We start from the raw sequence: 25977 nt of genomic DNA, 5'->3' as shown, positions 1-25977 counted from the left end.
GTGTGGACGATCCGGACACCGTGCAGGTCCGTCAGCCGCTGGCGCCGCGTCCGAGCTCCCACAGCTGGAGAGTCGAGGACGAGTTGAGGGCGTAGGCGGTGCCGGTGATGCCGTCGCGTGTGGCGATGTACTGCTTGCCCTGCCACAGCGGCAGCACCGGGACGTCGTCGGCGACGATGTCCTGGATCTCCGTGAGGCTGCCGGACGCTGACAGACGGTCGGCCTGGCGGCGCGACTGCGGGATCAGATCCTTGCGGATCTCGTCGTTGGCGTAGGGCGAGTTGAGGAAGTTGTCCTCGTCGAGGAAGGGGGAGATGAAGGCGTCGGCGTCCGGGTAGTCGGGGAACCAGCCCATGCCGTAGACGTCGTACTTGCCCTTGCGGCCACCGGGGCTGAACTCGCTCCAGGGCACGCCCTCGATGTCGGTCGCGAACAGCCCGCTGGCGTTGAGCTGCTTGCTCAGCTGCTCGAACTCGGCCTGGGTCGCGGGACCGTAATGGTCGGTCGTGTAGTGCAGCGTCAGCTTCACCGGCGTGCTGACGCCGGCTTCCTCGAGCAGCCGGCGGGCCTTGGCCACGCTCGGGTCGCCGTACTTGTTGAAGAACGCGTTGTTGTGGCCGGTGACTCCGGCGGGGACCAGCGAGAACAGGGGCTCGGCCTGGGTGCCGTAGACGTTGCCGACCAGCTTGCTGCGGTCGATGATCTGGGCCATCGCCTGGCGGACGGCCTTGTCCTCGACGGTCTCGGCCTCGGTGTTGAAGGCCAGGTACCGGATTTCCAGACCCGTCGACTCGACCAGTTCGATCTCGCTGTCAGCGGCGTTGGCGAGCTTCTTGACCTGGTCGGGCGACATGGAGCGGGTCATCACCTGGATGTCGCCCTTCTCCAGCGCCTCCCCCATCTCCTCGGCGGTCTGGTAGGTCTTCATCTCGACCTTGTCGTTGTTCACCTCCAACGCGCCCTTGTAGGACGGGTTCTTGTTGAAGGTCGCCTTGACGATCTGGTTGTCCTCGACCTCGGCGTCCAGGGTGTACGGCCCGGAACCGCTGACCTCGAAGCCCTCGCGCAGCTTGCTCTTCTCGTAGTCGTCCGGGTTGACGATGCCCGCGACCGGAGTGGACAGCTTGTACGGGAAGGTGGCGTCGGCTGCGTTGAGGTGGAAGATCACCTCGTTGTCGCCCTGCGTCTCCACGGTGTCGATGGTGGACAGCAGCGCGAACACCTGGCTGTCGGCCTCGATGGAGAGGGCACGCTCGATGGAGTACTTCACATCGGCCGCGGTGATCGCGTCGCCGTTGGAGAACTTGAGACCCTCGCGCAGCTTGCAGCTGTACCGCTCGTTGCCGGCGTCGGTGAAGCCGCAGGACTCGGCCGCTTCGGGCACCGGTTCACCGTCGCCGCGGGGCTGGACCATCAGGGTCTGCACGGTCTGGCGCAGGATGTTCCAGGTGCCGACGTCATAGGCGAATGCCGGGTCGAGCGGCGCGAGGCCGTCCTCCTCGGATGCGGTGAACCGGTCCGTGGTGCCCACGACGATCGCATCGCCGTCGCCGCTCCCGCCCTCGGTGTCGCCGCAGGCGGCGAGCACGGGCGCGAGCAGGCCCATCGCGGCCGCCAGCACCAAAGTCTTGCGGTTCATGCTCGAGTTTCTCCAGGACTGTCGACTCCGTGTATCCGGCATGCAGGGGTTGTTGCAGCGGATCACATGGAGGGGGCGAGGTTCTCGCGACGACATTAGTCCGCGCCCGTAGGAGGGTTCGCGGCGGCCGGAGTTGACCGCTCATCACGCAGTGAAACCGGGTGTGAACGGATCGGCGAAGGTGACCGGGGAAGGATTAGTGCAGGTTCCCACCAATCAGGACACAAGGGCGCACCGGTGACGTCCGAAATCGGGCGGACGGCACACCCGGACATCGTTGTCGACCCCCTTGCGTGTGGTGAACCTCACATGTGAAAAGGGCTCGGGGGCGCCGGAATTCGGCCACCGGTAACCGGAAGGAATTCTTTCGGGCAACTGCCCGTCACCGGCAACCGAGTGGCGGAAATTCCGGTTTCCCGCGCCGTGGCACACTGGGTGAACGCCTAGCGCATTTCCGTCATCAGCCCGCGCAAGAATGTCAGGTCCACGACTTCCAACGAGGGGACGACGGTGCGCCGGGCGGCCGGGGTGATCGGGCCCACCGAGGGCACCGCCACAACCTGGCAGCCCGCCGCCTCGGCGGCGGTGACGCCGGTGACGGTGTCCTCGACGACGGCGCACCGCAGGGGGTCCGCACCGAGTCCCGCGGCGGCCGCGAGATAGGGGTCGGGGTGCGGCTTGGTGCGCGGCACCTCGTCACCCGCGATCGACAGCGCGAAGTGCTGCGGCCCCAGCGAGGCCAGCACCCGGTCGATGATGCGCCGGTGGGAGGCGGAGACGAGCGCCGTGGGGATCTCGTGCTGGGAGAGCTCGGCGAGCAGCCGCGCGGCGCCCGGCATCAGCGGCAGGGCGCGGTCGATGCGGTCCTCGAAGCCGTCGTTGAGCAGCACCGTCAGTTCGGCGAGATCGATGTCGGCACCGGTCGCCTCGATGAGAAACCGCGCGCTGCGGGTCATCGGGCCGCCGACCACGACATGGCGCCAGGCGTCGTCGAGGGTGTGGCCGAGGGAGGCGAACACCTCGACCTCGACGTCCCACCAGAAGCCCTCGGTGTCCACCAGGGTGCCGTCCATGTCCAGGAGCACCGCCTGGAGGGCCGAGCCTTCGGCCGTAAGAGTTCCGAGCGCGGGGACCGTACTGGTCATCCACGTACCTCCTTGAGGGGAAGATCAGGCCGGTTCCCAGGAAGGGAACCGGCCTGCGGTGGACGGACCAGTCTACGTCGTGCGGTCCTGGAATGCCTGATGTGACCTGTGCGGTACGTCGACCATAAGGCCTGTCCGGCGGATCATGCCGGGGACGCGGGGCCTGGCACGCCCATCTGCGGCGTTGTCGTCGGTCGCCGACTCCCCCACTCTCGACTTCGCTCGAGCGGGGGGACCCCCATCGCGTCGACTCCCCCCTCCGCCTTGCAGCTGGACGCACCAGACCCCGCTCACCTGGGTTGTAAGGCGCCGCCCCTTTCCCCGACTTCATCCGCCGGACAGGCCTAGCGGGCGTTGAAGTACTTGGCCTCCGGGTGGTGGATCACGATGGCGTCCGTGGACTGCTCGGGGTGCAGCTGGAACTCCTCGGAGAGGTGGACGCCGATGCGCTCCGGCCGGAGCATGTCGGCGATCTTGGCTCGGTCCTCCAGGTCCGGGCAGGCGCCGTAGCCGAGGGAGAAGCGGGCGCCCCGGTACTTCAGGGCGAACATGTCCTCCATCTCGGCCGGGTCCTCCGCCGAGAAGCCGAGCTCGGAGCGCACCCGGGCGTGCCAGTACTCGGCGAGCGCCTCGGCCAGCTGCACGGACAGCCCGTGGAGCTCGAGGTAGTCGCGGTAGGCGTTGGCCTCGAACATCCGCGCGGTCTCCTCGCCGATGCGGGAGCCGACCGTGACGACCTGGAGACCCACGACGTCGGTCTCGCCGGACTCCTCCGGCCGGAAGAAGTCCGCCAGGCACAGATGCCGGCCGCGGCGCTGGCGCGGGAAGGTGAAGCGGGTGCGCTCGTTGCCCTGCTCGTCCAGGATGATCAGGTCGTCGTCCTTGGAGACGCACGGGAAGTAGCCGTACACTACGGCCGCCTCCAGCAGGTTCTCCGTCTGCAGCCGGTCCAGCAGCCCGCGCAGCCTCGGCCGGCCCTCGGTCTCGACGAGCTCCTCGTACGTCGGTCCCGTACCGGTGCGGGCCTGCTTCAGGCCCCACTGGCCCTTGAAGAGGGCGCCCTCGTCGAGCCAGGTCGCGTACTCCTTGAGCTGGATCCCCTTGATCACGCGGGTGCCCCAGAAGGGCGGCTCGGGGACCGGGTTGTCGGTCACGACGTCGGAGCGGACATGGCCCGCCTCGGGACGCTCCTCGATCTCCACGGCGGCGGCCCGGACCCGGCGCTGCTTCAACTCGGGGAGCTGGGCTCCGGGAACGCCGCGCTTGATGCCGATGAGGGCGTCCATCAGGCGCAGGCCCTCGAAGGCGTCGCGGGCGTAGCGGACCTCTCCCTCATAGATGGCGTGGAGGTCCTGCTCGACGTAGGCGCGGGTGAGGGCGGCGCCGCCGAGGATGACGGGGTAGTCGGCGGCCAGTCCGCGCTGGTTGAGCTCTTCGAGGTTCTCCTTCATGATCACGGTGGACTTGACCAGCAGGCCGGACATGCCGATGACGTCGGCCCTGTGCTGGTCGGCGGCGTCCAGGATCGCGGAGACGGGCTGCTTGATGCCCAGGTTGACCACGTTGTAGCCGTTGTTCGACAGGATGATGTCGACGAGGTTCTTGCCGATGTCGTGCACGTCGCCGCGCACCGTGGCCAGCACGATCGTGCCCTTGCCCGCCTCGTCGGTCTTCTCCATGTGCGGCTCCAGATGCGCCACCGCACTCTTCATCACCTCGGCCGACTGCAGCACGAACGGCAGCTGCATCTGCCCGGAGCCGAAGAGCTCACCGACCACCTTCATGCCGTCCAGCAGGGTGTCGTTGACGATGTCCAGCGCCTTACGGGACTCCAGGGCCTGGTCCAGATCCGCCTCGAGGCCGTTGCGTTCCCCGTCGATGATCCGCCGCTTCAGCCGCTCCTCCAGCGGCAGCGCCGCCAGCTCCTCCGCCTTGCCGGCCTTGAGCGACTTGGCGGTCGCGCCCTCGAAGAGCTGCATCAGCTTCTGCAGCGGGTCGTAGCCCTCACGCCGCCGGTCGTAGATCAGATCCAGGGCGGTGGTGACCTCCTCCTCGCTGAACCGGGCGATCGGCAGAATCTTGCTGGCGTGCACGATCGCCGAGTCCAGGCCCGCCTTGACGCACTCGTCCAGGAAGACCGAGTTCAGCAGGATCCGGGCGGCCGGGTTCAACCCGAAGGAGATGTTCGACAGCCCCAGCGTGGTCTGTACGTTCGGGTGGCGCTCCTTGAGCAGCCGGATGCCCTCGATGGTGGCCAGACCGTCGCGCCGGGACTCCTCCTGGCCGGTGCAGATGGTGAAGGTCAGGCAGTCGATGAGGATGTCCTCCTCACGGATGCCCCAGGTGCCGGTCAGGTCGGCGATCAGCCGCTCGGCGATCTCCACCTTCTTCTCCGCGGTACGGGCCTGGCCCTCCTCGTCGATGGTCAGCGCGATCAGCGCCGCGCCATGCTCCTTGGCCAGCCGCGTCACCCGCGCGAACCGCGACTCCGGACCGTCACCGTCCTCGTAGTTCACCGAGTTGATCACCGCACGCCCACCGAGCTTCTCCAGCCCCGCCCGGATGACGTCGACCTCGGTGGAGTCCAGCACGATCGGCAGCGTCGAGGCGGTGGCGAACCGGCCGGCCAGCTCCTCCATGTCGGCCACACCGTCCCGGCCGACATAGTCCACGCACAGATCCAGCATGTGCGCGCCCTCACGGATCTGCTCCCGGGCCAGCTCCACGCAGGTGTCCCAGCGGCCCTCGAGCATGGCCTCCCGGAACTTCTTCGACCCGTTGGCGTTCGTCCGCTCACCGATCGCCAGATACGACGTGTCCTGCCGGAACGGAACCGTCTGGTAGAGAGAGGCGGCGCCCGGCTCGGGGCGCGGTTCGCGCTCGGAGGGCGTCACGTCCCCTACGCGCTCCACCAGCTGCCGCAGATGCTCGGGGGTGGTGCCGCAGCAGCCGCCCACCAGCGACAGCCCGTAGTCCCGTACGAACGTCTCCTGCGCGTCCGCCAGCTCTCCCGGAGTCAGCGGATACCGCGCGCCGTCCTTGGTCAGCTCCGGCAGACCGGCGTTCGGCATGCACGACAACCGCACCCGGGAGTGCCGGGCCAGATAGCGCAGGTGCTCGCTCATCTCGGCCGGCCCCGTCGCGCAGTTCAGGCCGATCATGTCGACGCCCAGCGGCTCCAGCGCCGTCAGCGCCGCGCCGATCTCCGAGCCCAGCAGCATCGTGCCGGTGGTCTCGACCGTGACGGACACGATCAGCGGGACCTCGAACCCGGCGGTCTCCATCGCGCGGCGGGCGGCGATCACGGAGGCCTTGGTCTGCAGCAGGTCCTGCGTCGTCTCCACCAGCAGCGCGTCGGCGCCGCCCGCGAGCAGACCCTCCGCGTTCTGCTGGTAGGCGTCGCGGATGGCGGTGAAGGTGGTGTGGCCGAGGGTGGGCAGCTTGGTGCCGGGGCCCATCGAGCCCAGGACCCAGCGCGGCCGGCCGTCCCGCGCCGCGAACTCGTCCGCCACCTCGCGGGCGATGCGCGCGCCCGCCTCGGACAGCTCGGTGATGCGCTCGGGGATGTCGTACTCGCCCAGGGCGGTCAGGTTGGCGCCGAAGGTGTTGGTCTCGACGCAGTCGACTCCGGCGTCGAAGTACTCCGAATGGACCGAACGGACGATGTCCGGGCGGGTCAGGTTCAGGATCTCGTTGCAGCCCTCGAGGTTCTGGAAGTCCTCGAGAGTGGGGTCCTGGGCCTGGAGCATGGTGCCCATCGCTCCGTCGGCGACCACCACGCGGGTGGCGAGCGCCTCACGGAGAGCGGACGCACGGGTCCGGCTGTCGGCGGAAGGGGTCAGCGGCAACGAGGCCATGAAAGGGGCTCCCTCAGGTGCGACGGCTGTCGGCTTTGCGGCTGTCCGGAAAGCTTCTGATCGCGCTCCCCGGCAGGACGCACGCCGTCAGGGTATCCGGGAGCGCGTCCTGATGTTCAGGACGTCCACGGGGCGGACGATGATGGCCGACGGGCGGTGTGCGGAGGAGGAGTTGCCGAAACGATCCCGGCGGACCATTAGCGAGGGGTCGGCATCGACCGGTAGTGTTCGGCATTGCCGAACGGCGGCAGCGGCGCGTCGCGGGTCGACGGTCGAAGGGGACGGAGGCAGGACGGCGATGGCACGGAACATCCAGTCGCTCGAACGGGCGGCGGCGATGCTGCGGCTGCTCGCGGGGGGCGAGCGACGGCTCGGCCTGTCGGACATCGCCTCCTCGCTGGGCCTCGCCAAAGGCACCGCCCACGGCATCCTGCGCACCCTCCAGCAGGAGGGGTTCGTCGAGCAGGACGACGTCTCCGGGCGCTACCAGCTGGGCGCCGAGCTGCTGCGCCTGGGCACTACCTATCTCGATGTGCACGAGCTGCGGGCGCGCGCCCTGGTGTGGACGGACGACCTGGCGCGTTCCAGCGGCGAGAGCGTCTATCTCGGGGTGCTGCACCAGCAGGGCGTGCTGATCGTGCACCACGTCTTCCGGCCCGACGACAGCCGGCAGGTCCTGGAGATCGGGGCCATGCAGCCGCTGCACTCCACGGCCCTGGGCAAAGTGCTGTCTGCCTACGACCCGGTGGCCCACAGCGAGGCCCTGGAGGCCGACCGCAAGGCCTTCACCGACCGCACCGTGTGCGACCTCGACGCCTTCGAGGGCATCCTCGACCTCACCCGCGCGCGCGGGTACGCGGCGGACGTGGAGGAGACCTGGGAGGGTGTCGCCTCCCTCGCCGCCCCCATCCACGACCGGCGGCGGATGCCGGTGGGCGCGGTCGGCATCGCCGGGGCGGTGGAGCGGCTGCGCCGGGGCGGCGAGCTGCGGCCCGAACTGATCGCGGCGGTCCGGGACTGCGCCCGCGCGGTGTCGCGGGACCTGGGCGCCGAGCGATTCTGAGCCCACGACGCACAACGACCGGGGTGCCGTACGGCGTTCCGGTCACCTTCGCATGCGGGCGTACGCACGCGGGCGTGCCCGCCTTTCCGGGAGGCACCGAACCCGCGCGGGAACCCCTTCCGGCAGGGCACAGGAACCCGCGTGGGAACCCCTTCCCAGCAGGACGCCCGAGCCCTCGCGGGGCCGCCGCATGACAGCCGTGGTGGTGCGGGGCGCGCCGGACCGCCGCCTCCCACAGCTCCTCGAAGTAGATGTGGCCGGCCCGCGCACCACGGGCGTGGTCCAGGGCCAGCCGCCACGGCACCGGGTCCCGGTTGTCCGCCCGGGCGGCGGCCGTGATCAGCGGGCTGACCTCGCGCAGCAGCTCGGCGCGCGCGGGCGAGTCCCAGACGCGGTCCACGGCCCGCTGGGCGTCCACCAGCAGCCCTCCGGGATCGTGCGGGGCGAGGGCACGCCAGGTGTCCAGCCACTCCGGGCGGGAGCGCGCGAACCCGGCAAGCCGCCGCACATACCGGTCCCGGCGCTGCCACAAACCCCTTCCCGGCAGGACGCCCGAACCCCCGCGGGAACCCCTTTCCGGGACGGCGCCGGAACCCGCCTGGGGACCCTTTCCGGGACGGCGCCGGAACCCGCTCGGAGACCGTCTCCGGCAGGACGCCCGAACCCGCGCGGGAACCCCTTCCGGCAGGACGCCCCAACCCGCGCAGCGAGCGTTTGCGGGAGGGCGCCGGAACCCGCGTGGGGACCGGCGACTCGGGACGATCAGTAACGATCGCGTTTCCGCCAACCAGACTCTTGACGCATTCGTGGCGTCGGGAAAGACTCCCGTCCATCGGTCGGCATTGTCGAACACCTACCGGCAATACGCGCTAGAGTGTGGCAACGCCAAGGGCCGGCATCGCTCTCACCACTGAGGGCGCCAATCCCCGGTGGGACCCGGGGGTCGGCTCCCTGGACGAAGGACAAAGGAGTCGCGGGTGTCCAGCTCCGACATCTTCATCGGCGAGACCATCGGTACCGCCATACTCATCCTGCTCGGCGGCGGCGTGTGCGCCGCCGTGACGCTCAAGGCCTCCAAGGCCCGTAACGCCGGCTGGCTCGCCATCGCCTTCGGGTGGGGCTTCGCCGTCATGACGGCGGTGTACATCGCGGGGCCGCTCTCCGGGGCGCACCTCAATCCGGCCGTGACCGTGGCGCTCGCCATCAAGGACGGCGACTGGAGCAACGTTCCGACCTACTTCGCCGGAGAGTTCCTCGGCGCGATGATCGGTGCGACTCTGGTCTGGGCCGCGTACTACGGCCAGTTCCACGCCCACCTCACCGACAAGGAGATCGTCGGCGGTCCGGGGGCGCAGGCCACCGCCGCCAAGTCGGTCGAGGCGCAGGAGAAGGGCGCGGGCCCCGTGCTCGGCGTCTTCTCCACCGGTCCGGAGATCCGCCACACGGTGCAGAACCTCACCACGGAGATCATCGGCACCGTCGTGCTGCTGCTGGCCGTGCTCACCCAGGGCCTGAACGACGCGGGCAACGGCCTCGGCGTGCTGGGCGGTCTGATCACGGCGCTCGTGGTCGTCTCCATCGGTCTGTCCCTCGGCGGCCCGACCGGTTACGCGATCAACCCGGCCCGTGACCTCGGACCGCGCATAGTGCACGCCCTGCTGCCGCTGCCCAACAAGGGCGGCTCCGACTGGTCGTACGCCTGGGTCCCGGTGGTGGGGCCGCTGATCGGCGGCGCCCTCGCGGCCGGTATCTACAACGTCGTCTTCGCATAGGTGACCAGGTCGCCGAAAACAGCGAATGTTGTAGACGCGCCGCACATACAGCCCCGTAACCAAGGATCAGCCAGGAGCACACAGTGACCGACGCCAACACCGCCGGCATCGCCTCTCACGGCCATGGGCCGTTCATTGCCGCCATCGACCAGGGGACCACCTCGTCCCGCTGCATCGTCTTCGACCGCGACGGACGCATCGTCTCCGTCGACCAGAAGGAGCACGAGCAGATCTTCCCCAAGCCGGGCTGGGTCGAGCACGACGCCACCGAGATCTGGACCAACGTCCAGGAGGTCGTCGCCGGAGCCATCGACAAGGCCGGCATCACCCGCGACGACATCAAGGCCATCGGCATCACCAACCAGCGCGAGACCACCGTGCTGTGGGACAAGAACACCGGTGAGCCCGTCCATAACGCCATCGTCTGGCAGGACACCCGCACCGACGCCCTCTGCCGCGAGCTCGGCCGCAACGTCGGGCAGGACCGTTTCCGCCGCGAGACCGGTCTCCCCCTCGCCTCCTACTTCGCCGGCCCCAAGGCCCGCTGGCTGCTCGACAACGTCGACGGCCTCAAGGAGCGCGCCGAGGCGGGCGACATCCTCTTCGGCACCATGGACACCTGGGTCATCTGGAACCTGACCGGCGGTGCCGACGGCGGCCACCACGTCACCGACGTCACCAACGCGTCCCGCACGATGCTGATGAACCTGCACACCATGCAGTGGGACGCGAAGATCGCCGAGTCGATCGGCGTCCCGCTGGCGATGCTGCCCGAGATCCGCTCCTCCGCCGAGGTCTACGGCGAGATCAAGGGCGGCAAGCTGGGCGACCTGCTCGGCGGCATCCCGGTCGCCTCCGCGCTGGGCGACCAGCAGGCGGCCCTGTTCGGCCAGACCTGCTTCTCCGAGGGCGAGACCAAGTCGACCTACGGCACCGGCACCTTCATGGTGATGAACACCGGTGACAAGATCATCAACTCCTACAGCGGGCTGCTCACCACCGTCGGCTACAAGATCGGCGACCAGGACACGGTCTACGCCCTGGAGGGCTCGATCGCCGTCACCGGCTCCCTGGTGCAGTGGATGCGCGACCAGATGGGCCTGATCTCCACCGCCGCGGAGATCGAGACCCTCGCGCTCTCCGTCGAGGACAACGGCGGAGCCTACTTCGTGCCGGCCTTCTCCGGCCTGTTCGCCCCGTACTGGCGCTCCGACGCCCGCGGTGTGATCGCGGGCCTGACCCGGTACGTCACCAAGGCGCACCTCGCGCGCGCCGTGCTGGAGGCCACCGCCTGGCAGACGCGGGAGATCGCGGACGCCATGACGAAGGACTCCGGCGTGGAGCTCACCGCCCTCAAGGTCGACGGCGGCATGACCTCCAACAACCTGCTGATGCAGACGCTCTCGGACTTCCTGGACGCCCCCGTGGTGCGTCCGATGGTCGCCGAGACCACCTGCCTCGGCGCCGCCTACGCCGCCGGCCTGGCCGTCGGCTTCTGGAACAGCACCGACGACCTGCGCGCCAACTGGCGGCGGGCCGCCGAGTGGACGCCCCGCATGGACGCGGAAACCCGCGACCGTGAGTACAAGAGCTGGCTCAAGGCCGTCAAGCGGACCATGGGCTGGCTCGAGGACGAGGAGTAAGAAACCGCCATGACCACCCAGTCCACCCTGCAGTCCGTGCCTGCCCTGGGGACGCACCCGGCGTCCGGCTCGAACCCGAGCCGTGCCGAGACCCGGGAGCAGCTCTCCAAGGCGTCGTACGACCTTCTTGTGATCGGCGGCGGCATCCTGGGCATCTCCACCGCCTGGCACGCCGCGCAGTCCGGCCTCAGGGTGGCTCTGGTGGACGCCGGTGACTTCGCCGGCGCCACCTCCTCCGCCTCCTCCAAGCTGCTCCACGGCGGTCTGCGCTACCTGCAGACCGGCGCCGTGAAGCTGGTGGCGGAGAACCACTTCGAGCGCCGTGCGGTCTCCCGTCAGGTGGCCCCCCACCTGGCGAACCCGCTCACGTTCTACCTCCCCGTGTACAAGGGCGGGCCGCACGGCGCGGCGAAGCTCGGGGCCGGCGTCTTCGCGTACTCGGCGCTGTCCGCCTTCGGTGACGGCGTCGGCCACCTGCTCTCCCCGGCCAAGGCCGCGCAGGACGTGCCCGAGCTGCGCACCGAGAACCTCAAGGCCGTCGCCGTGTACGGCGACGACCAGATGAACGACGCGCGTATGGCCCTGATGACGGTCCGCGCGGCGGCCGAGTCGGGCGCGGTCGTCCTCAACCACGCCGAGGTGACGGGTCTGCGCTTCACCAAGGGCCGGGTCACCGGTGCCGAGCTGCGCGACCGCCTCTCCGGCGACGAGTTCGGCGTCAACGCCCGCCTCGTCCTGAACGCCACCGGCCCCTGGGTCGACCACCTGCGCCGTATGGAAGACCCCGATGCCGCGCCGTCCATCCGTCTGTCGAAGGGCGCGCATCTGGTCCTGAAGCGGACCTCCCCGTGGAAGGCCGCGCTCGCCACGCCGATCGACAAGTACCGGATCACCTTCGCCCTCCCCTGGGAGGACATGCTGCTGCTCGGCACCACCGACGAGGAGTTCGAGGGCGACCCGGCGGATGTCGCGGTCACCGAGAAGGACACCGCGCAGATACTCGACGAGGCCGCGTTCTCCATCCGCGACCAGCAGCTCGACCGTGACCTGATCACCTACGCCTTCGCCGGGCTGCGGGTGCTGCCGGGCGGCCCCGGGGACACCGCCAAGGCCAAGCGGGAGACGGTCGTCACCGAGGGCCGGGGCGGGATGCTGTCCGTCGCGGGCGGCAAGTGGACCACGTTCCGCCACATCGGCCGGACCGTGATGCAGAAGCTCCAGGCGCTGCCCGGTCACCCGCTGGGCGAGGACTTCGAGCCGGTCTCCTCGCTGCCGAAGAAGCTGCCGCTGCCGGGTGTGGCCAATCCCCGCGCGGTCGCCCACCGGCTGCTCGTGGACGGTCCGGCGCCCGGCCCGCGCATGGCGGCGGACACCGCCAAGCACCTGGCCACCCACTACGGCTCGCTGGCCTTCGACATCGCCCGGCTGGCCAACGAGGACCCGGCGCTGGGCCGGCGCGTCCACCCGGACGCCCCGGAGATCTGGGCGCAGGTCGTCTGGGCCCGGGACCACGAGTGGGCGGAGACCGTGGACGACGTGCTGCGGCGCCGTACCACGCTGACGATCCGGGGCCTGGCCACGGACGAGGTCCGCGCGAACGTCCAGGAACTGCTCGACAGGAAGTGACCGGCGGTCCCCCGGTTCCCCCGCACGGGAGCCGGTAGCAGGAGAGGGGCGGCTCCGCGCGGAGCCGCCCCTTTCGCGTGCCGCCTTGTGGCTCCGGGCCCCGGGAACCGGCGAGGGGTGTTTCAGGGTGCCGCGCGGGGCAGTGATGGGGGCACCCCCCTTGTCGGGGGGCTGCGGGCGCCCCGCCGGCACGCCGTAAGGTTGAGGCCGTACGCGAGGGCACGTCGGAAGGAGGCGCTGGGTGATCGAGCTCGAGGGGGTTCCCGAGCTGATCGACCCGGTCATGGTGGCCGCGTTCGAGGGCTGGAACGATGCCGGCGACGCCGCCTCCACCGCGGTCGCGCACCTGGACAGGGAGTGGAAGGGCGAGGTGTTCGCGGCACTGGACGCCGAGGACTACTACGACTTCCAGGTGAACCGGCCCACGGTGTTCATGGACGGCGGCGTCCGCAAGATCACCTGGCCGACGACGCGACTGTCGGTGGTCCGGGTCGGCGGTGAGAAACCGCGCGACCTGGTACTGGTCCGAGGCATCGAACCGTCCATGCGCTGGCGCTCGTTCTGCAACGAGATCCTCGGTTTCGCGCACGAACTCGGCGTGGAGCTGGTGGTCGTGCTGGGCGCGCTGCTCGGCGACACCCCGCACACCCGTCCGGTCCCGATCAGCGGGACCACGTCCGACCCGGACCTGGCCCGCCGCATGGAGCTGGAGGAGACCAAGTACGAGGGCCCCACGGGCATCGTCGGCATCCTTCAGGAGGCGTGCACTCATGCGGGCGTGCCCGCGGTGTCGCTGTGGGCGGCGGTCCCGCACTACGTCTCGCAGCCGCCGAACCCGAAGGCCACGCTGGCCCTCCTCAACCGCCTGGAGGACCTGATCGACGTGCGCATCCCGCTGGGCGAGCTGCCCGAGGACGCGCGTGCCTGGCAGGTGGGTGTGGACCAACTGGCCTCGGAGGACAGCGAGGTGGCCGAGTACGTCCAGACGCTGGAGGAGGCCCGGGACACCGCCGAACTGCCGGAGGCGTCGGGCGAGGCGATCGCCCGCGAGTTCGAGCGCTATCTGCGGCGCCATGACGGGGCGTCGGGGCCGCCGGGCGGGCATGCCACGGCGGACGGCTCGGACGGGTCGTCGTACCGGCGGGAGGGCCCGGGCGGGAAGGCCCGGCCGCCGAAGCCGCAGCCGCCCAAGCCGGAGAGCGGCGCGGACGGCGAGGAGTCGTCGGAGGACTGAGCGGAGCGCGTTGACGCGCGGAGCGCGAACGAGGGCGCCCCTTCCTTGCGGGAGGGGGCGCCCTCGTTCTCGGTTCGCGCTTCGCACGTTGGTCGTTCTCGGTTCACGCCTCGCCGTTCGCCGTGCGCGGTTCACGGCTCGCGGCTCGCGGCTCGCGGCTCGCCGTGCGCGGTTCACGGTTCGCCGCTCGCGGCTCGCCGTGCGCCGTGCGCGGTACGCGGTGCGCGGCTCGCCTTCGCCGCTCGCGGCTCGCCGTGCGCCGTGCGTGGTACGCGGTACGCGGCTCGCCTTCGCCGTTCGCCGCTCGCGGCTCGCCGTGCGCCGTGCGCGGTACGCGGCTCGCCGTGCGCGGTTCACGGTTCGCGGCTCGCCGTGCGCGGTTCACGGTTCGCGGCTCGCCGTGCGCGGTTCACGGTTCGCGGCTCGCCGTGCGCGGTACGCGGCTCGCCCTTCGCCGTTCGCCGTGCGCGGCTCGCCTTCGCCGTTCGCGGCTCGCCCTTCGCCGCGCCGTTCGCGGTTCGCCTTCGCCGTTCGCCGTGCGCGGTACGCGGCTTGCCGTGCGCGGTTCGCGGCTCGCCCTTCGCCGTTCGTCGTTCGCTTACAGTGCCACGCCGAGTAGTGCGTCCACCGCGCGGGAGACGATGCCGGGTGCGCCGGTGTCGGTGCCGCCGGTCTCCTCCTGGAGGACCGTCCAGCGGTCGACGGCCGCCAGTGCGGCCGGGGCGTCCAGGTCGTTGGCGAGGGCCTCGCGGATCTCCTCGACCAGCGCTTCGGCGGGCGGGCCGTCGGGGCGGGAGACGGCGGCCCGCCAGTGTTCCAGGCGGGTCACGGCGTCCTGGAGGACCTGGTCGGTCCACTCCCAGTCCGCGCGGTAGTGGTGGGCGAGCAGCGCCAGCCGGATGGCCGCCGGGTCCACGCCGTCGCGCCGCAGTTGCGACACGAACACCAGGTTGCCTTGGGACTTGGACATCTTCTCGCCGTGCAGGGCGACCATGCCGGCGTGGACGTACGCCTTGGCCATGGGGAATTCGCCGGTGAGCACCTGGGCGTGCGAGGCGCCCATCTCGTGGTGCGGGAAGATCAGGTCGGAGCCGCCGCCCTGGACGTCAAAACCCATGCCGAGGTGGTCGAGGGCGATGGCCACGCACTCGATGTGCCAGCCGGGGCGGCCCCGGCCGAGGGAGCCGCCGTCCCAGCTCGGCTCACCCTCGCGGGCGGCCATCCAGAGGATCGGGTCCACGGGGTTCTTCTTGCCCGGGCGGTCCGGGTCGCCGCCGCGCTCGGCGGACAGCAGGCGCATGGCGGCCGCGTCGAGGTGGGAGACCTTGCCGAAGTGCCGGTCCGATTCGACGGAGAAGTAGATGTCGCCCTCGATCTCGTAGGTCGCGCCGAGCTCGCGCAGCCGTTCGACGATCGGGACGATGCCGGGTATCGCCTCCACGGCGCCTATGTAGTGCCGCGGCGGGAGCATCCGCAGGGCCGTCATGTCCTCACGGAACAGCGCGGTTTCGCGCTCGGCGAGCGCGGTCCAGTCGAGGCCCTCGCTCTCGGCCCGCTCCAGCAGCGGGTCGTCGACATCGGTGACGTTCTGGACGTAGTGAACCTGCCGCTTGGTGTCGAGCCACACGCGCTGCACCAGGTCGAACGCGTTGTAGGTCGCCGCGTGTCCGATATGGGTGGCGTCGTAGGGGGTGATGCCGCAGACGTAGATACGGGCGACGGGGCCGGGGTCGAGGGTGATCGGACCCCCGGTCGCGGTGTCGTGGATCCTCAGGTCGCGGCCCTGACCGGGCAGGGCGGGGACCTCGGAAGCGGGCCAGGCATGCATGTCATGAGCCTAACCGGACCGGAGTTCCGGATACGAACCGGAGCAGGCCTGATGACCAGGAAGGCCCTCTTGCATACGCCCCGCGCGGTGTGCTCTCCGCGCATGCCGCCCGGTGCGCTCGGTGATCTCCAGCAAGGCGGTCAGACCGGGGGCCAGGGGATGGCCGGCCAGTCGGTGCCCGGTTGCGGGTGCACGCCGGTGGTGAGCAGCAAGTCGACGCGGGCGCGTGTGGCATCGATCTCCGCGGGGGTGATCAGGGGGGTCAAGACCGCGGTCAGCGGGCCCTCGGCGGTGAGGGCGTGCCTCAGGCGCTCCAGGACGTCGAGGGCCTCCTGCGGCAGGGGCTCCCCCGCCCAGCCCCACAGCAGCGTGCGCAGCTTGTCCTCGGCGTTGAAGGTGACCCCGTGGTCGATGCCGTACAGCCGTCCGTCCGCGGTGGGCAGGAGGTGGCCGCCCTTGCGGTCGGCGTTGTTGATCACCGCGTCCAGCACGGCCATCCGGCGCAGCCGCTCGTCGTCGGCGTGCACCAGCAGGGCGGGGCGGCCCTCACCGGTCTCCGCGAAACCGATCGCCTTCCAGCCCCGCTCGGGCTCCTCGCCGTCCACCAGGGCGAGGAGTTCCGTGCCGGGTGCCGTGTCGATCCACAGCTGGCACATGCCCTCGCCGTACGGGCCGTCCCGCAGCACCGTGGGCGGTACGATCCCCCACCCGGTCGCCTCCGAGACCTCGTACGCGGCGACCTCCCGCGCGGCGAGCGTGCCCTCGGGGAAGTCCCACAGGGGCCGCTCCCCCGCGACCGGCTTGTAGATGCAGGTGGCCTCGCGTCCCTCGTGGGTGACGGTGCAGTACAGCGCCGCGTTCGACGCCTCACGGATGCGTCCGCGCACGGTGAGCTCGCCTCGGGCGAGCAGCTCCGCGGCGGGGTCGGCGGTCGTCACGCTCCGCGGCGGTATCCGTTCTGGCGCGGACATACGTGTCCCTCCGGGTCGAGCGGGAGGCTGCACAGCGGACACGGCGGCCGCCCCGCGTTGACGACGTCCAGGGCGCGCTTGGCGAAGGCCCGGGCCTGCGCGCCGGTGAGCCGGACGCGGAGCATCGGGGGCCCGTTCTCCTCGTCCTGGAGCAGCCGCTCCTCGGCCTCGGCCAGGTCCTCCTCGGATTCGGCGTCCAGTTCGACGAGCGCCTGCGCCTCGACGATCATGCGCTGGTCCTCGCCGTCCCAGGCGAGCGCCATGGTGCCGACGCGGAACTCCTCCTCGACGGGGGTGTCCAGCGGGGCGGTGTCGGCCACCTCGGTCGGCGCCATGGCGGGCACCGCGGCGCTGCCGCCGCTGCGGCGTACGACCTCGTCCAGGAGCTCGTCCATGCGCTCGGCGAGCGCGGCGACCTGGGTCTTCTCCAGGGCCACGCTGGTCACCCGGGAGCCGGCGGAGGCCTGGAGGAAGAACGTACGGCGCCCTGGCAGTCCGACCGTACCGGCCACAAAACGTTCCGGCTGGTCGTAGAGGAACACCTGACGGGACACGTCCTGTCTCCATTGAGAGTCGTGGGCGGGTGGGAGTCGTGGGAACGGGCTGGCTGTTCACGGGCGGTACGAACGAAATGCGCACTCCTGCGATCGCTTCACCCTACTGCGGCCGACGATCACGGTGCGCCCGCGTCGCCCCCGACCGTCGCCTCGTCGGCGGGCGGCTCCTCGCGCGGCGCCAGGGACGCGAAGTCGCCGGTGTCCCCGAGGCGGACGAGAAACGGGCGCAGCCGTGTGTAACGGATCGCGGTGATGGAACACGGTTCAACGGCAATCCGCTGGAAGAGGTCCAGATGAAGTCCCAGTGCGTCCGCGACAAGAGACTTGATGATGTCGCCGTGCGAGCACATGAGGTACATGGCGTCGGCACCGTGCTCGCGCTCCACACGCGCGTTCCACTCGCGCACCGCCTCGGCGGCGCGCGTCTGCATCGCGCGCATGGACTCCCCGCCGGGGAAGGCCGCCGACGACGGGTGGGCCTGCACGCTCTCCATGAGCGGCTCGTCCTTGAGATCGGCGAGTTTGCGGCCCGTCCAGTCGCCGTAGTCGCACTCGCCGATGCGCTCCTCGGTGTGCGCCTTCGCGCCGGGGCGGGCGTCCAGCAGCGGCCGGATCGTCTCCCGGCAACGCTGGAGCGGGCTGGTGACGATCTCGGCCAGCGGCAGCTCGGCGAGCCGCCCGGGCAGTGCGGCGGCCTGTGCGGCCCCGCGGTCGTCGAGGGCGACGCCGGGCGTCCGGCCGGCGAGCAGTCCCTCGGTGTTGGCGGTGGAACGTCCGTGCCGGACCAGGAGCAACGTGGGCATGCGGCCCAGGGTAGGCGTACGCGCGTATCCCGTGTCCGCGACGAGGAAGGAGAACACGTTTCGTGATCGTCGACTGTGCCATCTACCGGAAGGGGCATCGGTCGGAGGGGCCCCGCGACTTTTCCGACGCGCTGGACGAGGCGCGGTCGGTGGGGGGCTTCGTCTGGATCGGGCTGCATGAGCCGACGGCGGAGGAGTTCGATCTGGTCTCGCAGGAGTTCGCGCTGCATCCGCTGGCCGTGGAGGACGCCCTCAAGGCGCATCAGCGGCCCAAGCTCGAGGTGTACGACGACTCGCTGTTCATGGTCCTCAAACCGGTGGTGTACGAGCCGCGGAGCGACACCGTCTCCTCTGGCGAGATCATGATCTTCCTCGGTGACTCGTTCGTGGTCACCGTGCGGCACGGGGAGGGTACTCCGCTGGATGTGGTGCGGAACCGGCTGGAGCGGGAGCCCGAGCTGCTGGACGAGGGGCCCACTTCGGTGCTGTACGCGGTGTCCGACGCGGTCGTCGACCACTATCTGGAGGTGGCGATCGAGCTGCAGACCGATCTGGAGGGGCTGGAGGCGGAGGTCTTCACTCCGGAGGGGGGCGGATCGCGCAACATCGCCTCCCGGATCTACGACTTCAAGCGCCAGATCCTGGAGTTCCGGCGCGCCACGGGGCCGTTGGGGCTGCCGATGGCACGGCTGGCCGGGGTGGGCACGGTCGGGGGGAGCGTGCCGTTCGTGGAGGACAAGGCGCGGCCGTACTTCCGTGACGTGCACGATCACCTCACCCGCGTGAACGAGTCCGTGGAGGGGCTGGACCGGCTGGTCTCGGACATTCTCTCGGCGCATCTGGCGCAGATGAGCGTGCGGCAGAACGACGACATGCGGAAGATCTCCGCGTGGGCGGCGATGGCCGCGATCCCCACGATGATCGCGGGGATCTACGGGATGAACTTCGAGCACATGCCGGAGTTGCGGTGGGAGTGGTCGTATCCGGTGGTGATCCTGGTGATGGGTGGGCTGGAGGTGCTGTTGTATCGGCTGTTCAAGCGGCGGGGGTGGATGTAGAGGGGGGGTGGGGCTGAGGTGGAGGCGGGGGTGGGGTGGTGCGGTTTGTCAGGCCGCTTCCGGTTCCGGGGTCGCCGGGCCGCCCAGTGCGTTCCGGCGGTCGGGCATTCTGAGGGAGACCATGCGGCGCCAGCCCCCCAGGCGTTCGTACGCGTACACGGCGTGGATGCCCGCCGCCAGGATCGCCGCCTTGGGCTTGGGCCAGCCCAGGATGCGGCCCATGTGGGCCATCACCGCCAGGCTTACGTCCCGGTAGATGCGGATCTCCGCGAGCGCGCACTCGCGGAGGGTGCGCTGGATGGTTCTGCCGTGTCCGGCGTACGCGAACCGAAGCAGCTCCTCGTGGCAGTAGGCGAGGTGGTTGTCCTCGTCGTTCGAGATCATCCTGACCGCGCGGCCGAGGTCCGGGTGGTCGGCGAAGTGCTTGCGGAGCAGTTCCATCTGCTCGGAGGCGCGCTGTTCGGTGACCCTGCTGTGGGCCAAGTAGGTGACGATGTCCCGGACCGTGAGTGGCTCCTCGCGTTTGAGCTGCTCGTGGGCCAGGCCGATGCCGTGTTTTTCCAGGAGCATCGTGTAGTCGGTCTCGGGGGGCACCGGGACGGGCTGCAGGCCGCGCTTCTTCATCAACGCGTTGAAGATGCGGCCGTGCTTGTCCTCGTCGGCGCCGTGCCTGGTGATCTTGGGGGCGAGTTCACGCTCGGTCTCGGGGACCAGCGCGGCGATGCGGGCGTTCTCCCAGCCTCCTTGGGACTCGCCGCTCGCCGCGATGGAGCAGAACAGGGCGAACGACTCGTCGTTGTCGAGAATCTCCTGGAACAGGCTCTTCGCCGAAAGCATGATGGGCCACCTCTCCGCGGGCTTCGCGGTGCTGAACTGCTGCGGTTCCGCAAAGAACGAGTCAAATGCGAGCGGCCGGGTGCGGCAACATGCGTGTCGGACAACTCCGCCAAAAGGAGTACGTGCGCGGGTGCATCAGGGCGTGACCGTGGGAGCGGCGGGGCGTTGTTGTGGGTGACGGCCGTGGCGGGGTGGACCCCCGAGCCCCCACCACGGCCGCGGTGACGTCTTGGTTGCGGGATCAGGCGAGGCCGGCCCGCTCCAGGGCCTCGGTGCCGGCGCGGAGCGACGCGAGGCGCTCGTCGAGCGTGAAGCCGGCCGGGGCGAGGGTGAGGGTGGTGACTCCGGCGGCGGCGTAGGCCTTCATGCGGTCGGCGATGCGGTCGACGGAGCCGAGGAGTGTCGTCTTGTCGATCAGGTCGTGGGGGACGGCTGCTGCTGCGGCCTGCTTGTCGCCGGACAGATACTTGTCCTGGATGTCGGCGGCCTCCTGCTCGTAGCCCATGCGCTGGGCGAGCTGGTTGTAGAAGTTCTGCTTGCGGCTGCCCATGCCGCCGACGTAGAGGGCGGTGTAGGGGCGGAAGGTGTCGGCGAGGGTGGTGACGTCCTTGTCGTCGCCGACGGCCAGGGGGACCGTGGGGCAGATGTCGAAGCCGTCGAGGGTCTTGCCGGCCTTCTCGCGGCCGGCGCGGAGGTGGCGGACGGCGGTTTCCTCGAGGTGGTCGGCGGAGGGGAAAATCAGCAGGGCGCCGTCGGCGATCTCGCCGGTCTGTTCGAGGTTCTTCGGGCCGATCGCGGCGATGTAGAGGGGGATGTGCTCGCGCTGCGGGTGCACGGTGAGCTTGATGGGCTTGCCGGGGCCGCCGGGGAGGGGGAGGGTCCAGTGTTCGCCGTCGTAGGTGAGGCGTTCGCGGGTCATGGCCTTGCGGATGATCTCGACGTACTCGCGGGTGCGGGCGAGGGGCTTGTCGAACTTGACGCCGTACCAGCCCTCGGAGACCTGGGGGCCGGAGACGCCGAGGCCGAGGCGGAAGCGGCCGCCGGAGAGGGAGTCGAGGGTGGCCGCGGTCATCGCGGTCATCGCGGGCTGGCGGGCGGGGATCTGGAAGATGGCGGAGCCGACGTCGATGCGCTGTGTCTGGGCGGCGACCCAGGTGAGCACGGTGGCGGCGTCGGAGCCGTAGGCCTCTGCGGCCCAGCAGACCGCGTATCCGAGGCGGTCGGCTTCCTGGGCCACGGCGAGATTGTCCGCGTCCATTCCGGCGCCCCAGTAGCCGAGGTTGATCCCTAGCTGCATGGCCGTCTCCCCTTACCGATGAGTAACGTCGCTTGTGCGGAGACCTTATACCTCCGGTGGGTGCGGGGATGCCTGCGGCGCCGCTGTCCCTCCGGTGGGGGCTTGGGTAGCGCCCCCGGTGGGTGGGTGGTGCGGGGCCGGGCCGGGGGTGTCCGTCCTCGGACTGGCGCGACTGTGCCTGTTGGTGGAGGCGCGGGGCGCGGACGCGCCAGCCACTGCGGGCGAACACCCCCGCCCCGCCCCCTCCCCGCCGTAGGCGGCATACCCGCGGCCACCCACCGCCGTCATCCGCGGCACCGCCGCACCGCCGCTCCCGCGGCCCGCCGCCATCCGCGGCTCCCTGCCGCGATCCGCGGGCAGTCGTGCCTCCCCCAGTGCCTTAAGTGCCTGGGAGGTACCCCCAGGGCGATGGGGGTCCCCCCGCTCGAGCGAAGCCGAGAGTGGGGGAGGGTGGGCGCGACGGCACCCCGTCAGCGCCGGGCTGCGCAAACCACTCCCGGCCCACACCAACGCCGGGCACCCTGGGGAACGCCGGATGGGCAGCCCACCCCCGGGCACCCTCTGCCGGCGCCGGCCACCCCCGGTGCAGACCCGCGCCGGGCGCCTGGAAATCGGTTGTCCACAGGCCCCCACTCCCCCGCCTCCGGCCAGTAATCTCGGCGTTCATGGAGCAGAGGCATCTCGGCCGCACCGGCCTGCGTGTGTCACGGATCGGGCTCGGGACCCTGACCTGGGGTCGGGACACCGACGAGCACGACGCTGCGGACCTCCTGAAGACCTTCTGGGAGGCCGGCGGCACCCTCGTCGACACCGCCGACGTGTACGGCGACGGAGAGGCCGAGTATCTGCTCGGAAGGCTGATGGACGGGCTCGTCCCCCGCCGGGACCTCGTGATCTCGACCAAGGCCGGCAGCGTCCCCGACCCCGACCGCCGCTTCGACGGCTCGCGCGGGCATCTGCTCGCGGCACTGGACGCCTCGCTGTCCCGCCTCGGCACCGACTACGTCGACGTATGGCACATCCACGCCTACGACCCCGCCACCCCGCTGGACGAGACGCTCCAGGCCCTCGACATCGCCGTCGGCAGCGGGCGCGTGCGCTACGCCGGAGTCTCCAACTTCTGCGGCTGGCAGCTCGCCAAGGCGGCGACCTGGCAGCTGGCCGTGCCGGGCACGCGCACCCGGCTGGCGAGTACGCAGATGGAGTACTCACTGCTGCAGCGCGGTGTGGAGCGTGAGGTGCTGCCCGCCGCCCTCGATCTGGGCATAGGCCTCCTGCCGTCCTCACCGCTCGGACGGGGCGTGCTCAGCGGCAAGTACCGAGGCGACGCCACCCCGCCCGATTCCCGGGGCGCCTCGGAGCACCTCGCGCCCTTCGTCGCGCCGTACCTCGACGACACCGCGAGCCGGATCGTGGACGCCGTGACGACGGCGGCGGACGGGCTCGCCGTGACGGCACTGCAGGTGGCACTCGCCTGGGTCCGGGACCGGCCCGGTGTGGCCGCTCCCATCGTCGGCGCGCGCAATGCTCAGCAGCTCACGGCGGCGTTGTCAGTGGAGGCCCTTAGTCTTCCTGACGAGATCTGCCGGGCGCTGGACGATGTGTCGGCGCCCGTGCACCGTTATCCCGATCATGACTGGAGCACGCTGTGAGCACCGAGGACGCCGAGCCGAAGAGCCCCGACGCCGAGGGTGCGCACGTGTCCGAGGCCGAGGCCGAACTGGCCGCCCAGCGCCTCGAGCGGGAGCGGATCGAGCGGCGGAAGGCCGAGCGGGGGCCGATCGAGGCCGGCGCCAAGCTGAGCGGCACGGCCGCCGACCTGCTGGCCGCCGTGCGGGCCGTGGAGAGCGGGGAGAAGCCGGCCGCCACCGTGTTCCAGGAGGCCCGGCCCGCGAGGCGGCGGCCCGCTCCCGAGCCCGTGCGGCGGGCGCCGGCCGAGGCTCAGGGCGAGGCTCAGGGCGGTGCGCCCGCCGCCGGTACCGTCGAGGACGTACGGGAGGTGCTGGTCCAAGGGGGCGCTCCGGAAGGGCTCGCCCCGGGGGTCGCCGGCACGCTGGGCGAGGGGGCCGCCGAGGTGCTGCGGGCCGATCCCTGGCAGTTGCTGCGGGTGACCGGGGTGCGGCCCGAGCAGGCCGACGGGTTCGCCCGGGCGCTGCTCGGCGCCGAGGCCGGGCCGGGTGACGAGCGGCGGGGGCGCGCGGTCGCCGTGTGGCTGCTGGAGCAGGCGGCGTTGGCCGGGCACACCGTTCTCGAGATGGCCGCGCTGGCCGACGCGCTCGGGCGGCAGGGGGTGCCGGAGCCCGAGGGCGCCGTGCAGAACGCCATTGCGGAGGGGGACGTTCTCGTTTTCCAGGACGGCCTTGAGGGGGACGAGGAGCAGCCGGTTCGCGTTCTGGTGGGGCTGGAGCGCTTCGCCATGGCCGAGGAGAGCCTTGCCGACGGCCTGGCCCGGCTGGTCAACTCCGTGCCCAAGCAGGAGGGCGAGGAGTGGGAGCGTGCTGCCGCTGCCGCTGAGGGCTCCGCCGCCGAGCTGATCCGGGCGGCCGCCGGGCACGGACTGGTGCTGCACACCGGCGGGCAGGCCTCGCTGGCCGAGCCCGCGGCCCTGCTGAACGCGGCCCACGGTCTGGGGCTGCGGGTCTGGGCCGCGGCACACGGCCCGACGGGGCGTGCGCGGTTCGCGGAGCTGGTCGAGGGTCCCGGTGTCGCCACTGTCGCCGGGCTGCTGTCCGGCGCCGAGGGCCCGGGGCGGGACGCAGATGGTGCGCTGGACGTCGATCTGCTGGTGGTGCTGGACGCTCCGCAGCTGGATGTCGAGGCCGCCGCGCTGGTGACGGAGTCGCTGCCGGACGGGGCGCGGCTGGTGCTGGCGGGTGATCCCGGGGTGCTGTGGTCGATCGGGCCCGGGCGGGTGTTCGCGGACCTGCTGGCGGCGCGGATCTGTCCGCAGATCGCCTCGCGGCGCCCGGACCCCGGGCCGCTCGGCGAACTGGTCTCCGGGATCGGCGTCGGCGAGCTGAACCAGGTGGCCGCGCCCGGCAAGGAGGTCGTGATCGTGCCGGTGCGGGACGCGGGCGAGGCCGTGCACCGGACCGTGCAGCTGGTGGCGGACTCCGTGCCCCGCGCGATCGGGGTACCGGCGGAGGAGACCCAGGTGATCACCCCCGGCCACGGGGGTGCGGTGGGGACGCGCGCGCTGAACGCGGCGCTGAAGGAGCGGCTGAATCCGGGGCCGGGGCGTTTCGGCGGATTCGATCCGGGTGACCGGGTCGCCTACTCCCCCGCTCCGGGACACACGCTGCCGGGGAGCGTGGTGAGGGCCGACAGTGAGGGGCTGCATCTGGTGTGCGGCGGCGAGGAGATCGTCGTACCGCGCGAGCAGGTGGAGCGGACCCTGCGGCACGGCTGGGCGCTGACCGCGCACCAGGCGGTGGGGTGCCAGTGGCCCGCGGTGGTCGTGGTGCTGCCCGGTGATGCCGCCCAGGCACTGAGCCGGCCCTGGGTGTACACGGCCTTCAGCCGGGCCGGCCGGCATCTGTCCGTCGTGCACGGGGTGGAGCAGGCGCTGCCGCGCGCCGTGGCCGAGGTGCCCGCCAAGCCGCGGACGACCCGGTTGCCGATACTGCTGGCACCCCAGGTCCCGGCGGGCGCCGAAAGCTGAGGTGCCGCCCACCTCGCGCGAGGGTCAGCGGTCCGCGTCGAGCGGTTCCAGGTCCTCGTCCTCGTCCTCGTCCAGGGTGGGGACGAGGTCGTCCTCCAGGTCGTCGTCGATGTCGTCGTCGAAGACGGCGCTGACGTCGAAGCGGCAGATCACGTGCTGCGGGTCCACGTCTTCGAACGGTGCGTCGAGCCACTCGCCGGGCTCCGGGGCTTCGTCCGCTGCCGTCACCCAGAGCGTGGAGTCGCCTTCCTCGAGGCCGAATTCCTTGTGCCGGGAGGCGATCTCGTCCGGCTCGAATTCGCCGAACAGCAGCCCGAGCGCGCCGTGGACGGTCCCCGAGGCCTCCGAGCCCTCGTCGTCCGCCGCCTCGATCCGCTGGGCGTGCGCCAGCAGCCGCTGCGGTTCCGCGACGGCGTAGTCACGGCGGATCAGCACGCTGACCGTGTTCGGCTCCTCCGGGCCGGTGTACGGCACGGTGTCCTCGGCACCGGGGATCTCGAAGGGGGTGACCTCGTCGTAGCGGTCGTAGAGCAGTTCGTCGTACGTCTCCGCGGCCGCGGCCAGCTGGTTGAACGCCTCGTAGACGGCCGGGTCGTCCTCCCCCGACCGGCGTTCGACCGCGGCCAGGTGGCGGTCGAGCGCGGTCTTGACCGCCTCGGCGGCGGCGCGTACCTCGGCAGCGGTGGACTGCGCAGCATCAGACATAGTGCAGACGCTATCCGTACCGGGGCCCGGCCCGCACAATAGATGCGATGCCGGAATACGAATTTGTCGACGTGTACGTGCCGCGCGGGGTCTCCCGCAAGGAGACGGCACGTCTGCTGACGGACCATGCCGAGTACGGTCACTGGGAGCTGTACCGCCTGACGCTGATGCGTGACGGCAGTCGCAGGGTGCGGCTGCGGCGGCGGATCATCCGCCAGGTGCGCGCCACCTGGTGAGGTGCGGCACCCGACCGGAATCAGACACGGAGCGGGCCCCGCGGT

General features: G+C 70.9%; 19 protein-coding genes and 1 pseudogene. 9 read left to right on the top strand and 11 right to left on the bottom strand.

From position 1 onward, the window contains the following. Positions 1–31: 31 nt before the first annotated feature. The 3 genes from AB0L56_RS08070 to metH all read right to left on the bottom strand — a co-directional run bounded on the left by AB0L56_RS08070 (position 32) and on the right by metH (position 6641). On the bottom strand, positions 32–1639 hold the full coding sequence (locus tag AB0L56_RS08070) for an ABC transporter substrate-binding protein (RefSeq protein ID WP_365420243.1): 1608 nt from the start codon (positions 1637–1639) through the stop codon (positions 32–34). A gap of 443 nt (positions 1640–2082) precedes the next feature. Beyond that, complete coding sequence (locus tag AB0L56_RS08065) at positions 2083–2784, bottom strand: HAD family phosphatase (RefSeq protein WP_361033123.1); 702 nt, start codon at positions 2782–2784, stop codon at positions 2083–2085. 344 nt (positions 2785–3128) lie between these two features. Then, on the bottom strand, positions 3129–6641 hold the full coding sequence (metH, locus tag AB0L56_RS08060) for a methionine synthase (protein ID WP_361033120.1): 3513 nt from the start codon (positions 6639–6641) through the stop codon (positions 3129–3131). 298 nt (positions 6642–6939) lie between these two features. On the opposite strand from metH, the gene AB0L56_RS08055 reads away from it, so the two are divergent. Then, entirely contained in the window at positions 6940–7704 is a 765-nt protein-coding gene (locus AB0L56_RS08055) for an IclR family transcriptional regulator (protein WP_361033117.1), read from the top strand. Positions 7705–7885: 181 nt separating this feature from the next. Here AB0L56_RS08055 and AB0L56_RS08050 read toward each other — a convergent pair. Next, positions 7886–8233, bottom strand: a pseudogene (locus AB0L56_RS08050) (hypothetical protein); the annotation flags it as partial. Positions 8234–8681: 448 nt separating this feature from the next. Here AB0L56_RS08050 and AB0L56_RS08045 point away from each other — a divergent pair. The 4 genes from AB0L56_RS08045 (at position 8682) to AB0L56_RS08030 (ending at position 13979) form a co-directional block, all read left to right on the top strand. Further along, entirely contained in the window at positions 8682–9476 is a 795-nt protein-coding gene (locus AB0L56_RS08045) for an MIP/aquaporin family protein (RefSeq protein WP_361033114.1), read from the top strand. Between the two features lie 83 nt (positions 9477–9559). Continuing rightward, positions 9560–11119 (top strand): glycerol kinase GlpK, encoded by a 1560-nt coding sequence (gene glpK, locus AB0L56_RS08040; RefSeq protein WP_365420238.1) that lies wholly within the window; start codon positions 9560–9562, stop codon positions 11117–11119. 9 nt (positions 11120–11128) lie between these two features. After that, positions 11129–12745, top strand: coding sequence for a glycerol-3-phosphate dehydrogenase/oxidase (locus tag AB0L56_RS08035; RefSeq protein WP_361033108.1), 1617 nt, complete (start codon positions 11129–11131; stop codon positions 12743–12745). A 241-nt stretch (positions 12746–12986) separates the two neighbouring features. After that, positions 12987–13979 carry a PAC2 family protein gene (locus AB0L56_RS08030; RefSeq protein ID WP_361033105.1) on the top strand — a complete coding sequence of 331 codons (993 nt, stop codon included), beginning with the start codon at positions 12987–12989 and terminating at the stop codon, positions 13977–13979. A 598-nt stretch (positions 13980–14577) separates the two neighbouring features. On the opposite strand, the gene mshC is transcribed toward AB0L56_RS08030, so the two are convergent. The 4 genes from mshC to AB0L56_RS08010 form a co-directional block, all read right to left on the bottom strand. Beyond that, positions 14578–15807, bottom strand: a complete 1230-nt coding sequence (gene mshC / locus AB0L56_RS08025) for a cysteine--1-D-myo-inosityl 2-amino-2-deoxy-alpha-D-glucopyranoside ligase (protein WP_361033102.1) — start codon at positions 15805–15807, stop codon at positions 14578–14580. 140 nt (positions 15808–15947) lie between these two features. Next, entirely contained in the window at positions 15948–16778 is an 831-nt protein-coding gene (locus AB0L56_RS08020; RefSeq protein ID WP_365420234.1) for an SCO1664 family protein, read from the bottom strand. Then, entirely contained in the window at positions 16742–17332 is a 591-nt protein-coding gene (locus tag AB0L56_RS08015; protein WP_361033096.1) for a DUF3090 domain-containing protein, read from the bottom strand. The genes AB0L56_RS08020 and AB0L56_RS08015 overlap by 37 nt, the downstream gene beginning before the upstream one ends. Positions 17333–17451: 119 nt before the next feature. Continuing rightward, the gene (locus AB0L56_RS08010) at positions 17452–18138 is read right to left on the bottom strand and encodes a histidine phosphatase family protein (protein ID WP_365420231.1); all 687 of its coding nucleotides are present in this window, start codon (positions 18136–18138) and stop codon (positions 17452–17454) included. Positions 18139–18200: 62 nt separating this feature from the next. Between AB0L56_RS08010 and corA the strand changes: the two genes are divergently transcribed. Beyond that, complete coding sequence (gene corA / locus AB0L56_RS08005; protein ID WP_361033090.1) at positions 18201–19196, top strand: magnesium/cobalt transporter CorA; 996 nt, start codon at positions 18201–18203, stop codon at positions 19194–19196. Positions 19197–19244: 48 nt separating this feature from the next. Here corA and AB0L56_RS08000 read toward each other — a convergent pair whose 3' ends face one another. Continuing rightward, positions 19245–20033: a ferritin-like domain-containing protein gene (locus tag AB0L56_RS08000; protein ID WP_361033087.1), complete on the bottom strand. Its 789-nt coding sequence runs from the start codon at positions 20031–20033 to the stop codon at positions 19245–19247. Between the two features lie 241 nt (positions 20034–20274). Beyond that, positions 20275–21330 carry an LLM class F420-dependent oxidoreductase gene (locus tag AB0L56_RS07995; RefSeq protein WP_365420228.1) on the bottom strand — a complete coding sequence of 352 codons (1056 nt, stop codon included), beginning with the start codon at positions 21328–21330 and terminating at the stop codon, positions 20275–20277. A gap of 665 nt (positions 21331–21995) precedes the next feature. On the opposite strand from AB0L56_RS07995, the gene AB0L56_RS07990 reads away from it, so the two are divergent. Both AB0L56_RS07990 and AB0L56_RS07985 read left to right on the top strand, forming a co-directional pair. Next, a complete protein-coding gene (locus AB0L56_RS07990; protein ID WP_361033082.1) occupies positions 21996–22982 on the top strand; it encodes an aldo/keto reductase in 987 nt (328 codons plus the stop codon). Then, positions 22979–24991 carry an ATP-dependent RecD-like DNA helicase gene (locus AB0L56_RS07985; protein ID WP_365420224.1) on the top strand — a complete coding sequence of 671 codons (2013 nt, stop codon included), beginning with the start codon at positions 22979–22981 and terminating at the stop codon, positions 24989–24991. The genes AB0L56_RS07990 and AB0L56_RS07985 overlap by 4 nt, the downstream gene beginning before the upstream one ends. 24 nt (positions 24992–25015) lie before the next feature. On the opposite strand, the gene AB0L56_RS07980 is transcribed toward AB0L56_RS07985, so the two are convergent. Next, positions 25016–25696, bottom strand: coding sequence for a hypothetical protein (locus AB0L56_RS07980; RefSeq protein WP_365420222.1), 681 nt, complete (start codon positions 25694–25696; stop codon positions 25016–25018). A gap of 47 nt (positions 25697–25743) precedes the next feature. Here AB0L56_RS07980 and AB0L56_RS07975 point away from each other — a divergent pair, with 47 nt between their 5' ends. Then, positions 25744–25932 carry a DUF5703 family protein gene (locus tag AB0L56_RS07975; RefSeq protein ID WP_004933366.1) on the top strand — a complete coding sequence of 63 codons (189 nt, stop codon included), beginning with the start codon at positions 25744–25746 and terminating at the stop codon, positions 25930–25932. Positions 25933–25977 lie beyond the last annotated feature (45 nt).

Origin of the sequence: Streptomyces sp. NPDC052079 (assembly GCF_040680275.1) — a bacterium.
Classification (GTDB): Bacteria; Actinomycetota; Actinomycetes; order Streptomycetales; family Streptomycetaceae; genus Streptomyces.
Note: the sequence above shows the minus strand (reverse complement) of the source record. Positions and strands in the feature narration are given on the sequence as shown.

Coding starts and splice junctions, on each gene's coding strand:
- AB0L56_RS08070 (WP_365420243.1), bottom strand. CDS start 1,639: ATGAACCGCAAGACTTTGGTGCTGGCGGCCGCGATGGGCCTGCTCGCG.
- AB0L56_RS08065 (WP_361033123.1), bottom strand. CDS start 2,784: ATGACCAGTACGGTCCCCGCGCTCGGAACTCTTACGGCCGAAGGCTCG.
- metH (WP_361033120.1), bottom strand. CDS start 6,641: ATGGCCTCGTTGCCGCTGACCCCTTCCGCCGACAGCCGGACCCGTGCG.
- AB0L56_RS08055 (WP_361033117.1), top strand. CDS start 6,940: ATGGCACGGAACATCCAGTCGCTCGAACGGGCGGCGGCGATGCTGCGG.
- AB0L56_RS08035 (WP_361033108.1), top strand. CDS start 11,129: ATGACCACCCAGTCCACCCTGCAGTCCGTGCCTGCCCTGGGGACGCAC.
- mshC (WP_361033102.1), bottom strand. CDS start 15,807: ATGCATGCCTGGCCCGCTTCCGAGGTCCCCGCCCTGCCCGGTCAGGGC.
- AB0L56_RS08020 (WP_365420234.1), bottom strand. CDS start 16,778: ATGTCCGCGCCAGAACGGATACCGCCGCGGAGCGTGACGACCGCCGAC.
- AB0L56_RS08010 (WP_365420231.1), bottom strand. CDS start 18,138: ATGCCCACGTTGCTCCTGGTCCGGCACGGACGTTCCACCGCCAACACC.
- AB0L56_RS08000 (WP_361033087.1), bottom strand. CDS start 20,033: ATGCTTTCGGCGAAGAGCCTGTTCCAGGAGATTCTCGACAACGACGAG.
- AB0L56_RS07995 (WP_365420228.1), bottom strand. CDS start 21,330: ATGCAGCTAGGGATCAACCTCGGCTACTGGGGCGCCGGAATGGACGCG.
- AB0L56_RS07990 (WP_361033082.1), top strand. CDS start 21,996: ATGGAGCAGAGGCATCTCGGCCGCACCGGCCTGCGTGTGTCACGGATC.
- AB0L56_RS07980 (WP_365420222.1), bottom strand. CDS start 25,696: ATGTCTGATGCTGCGCAGTCCACCGCTGCCGAGGTACGCGCCGCCGCC.
- AB0L56_RS07975 (WP_004933366.1), top strand. CDS start 25,744: ATGCCGGAATACGAATTTGTCGACGTGTACGTGCCGCGCGGGGTCTCC.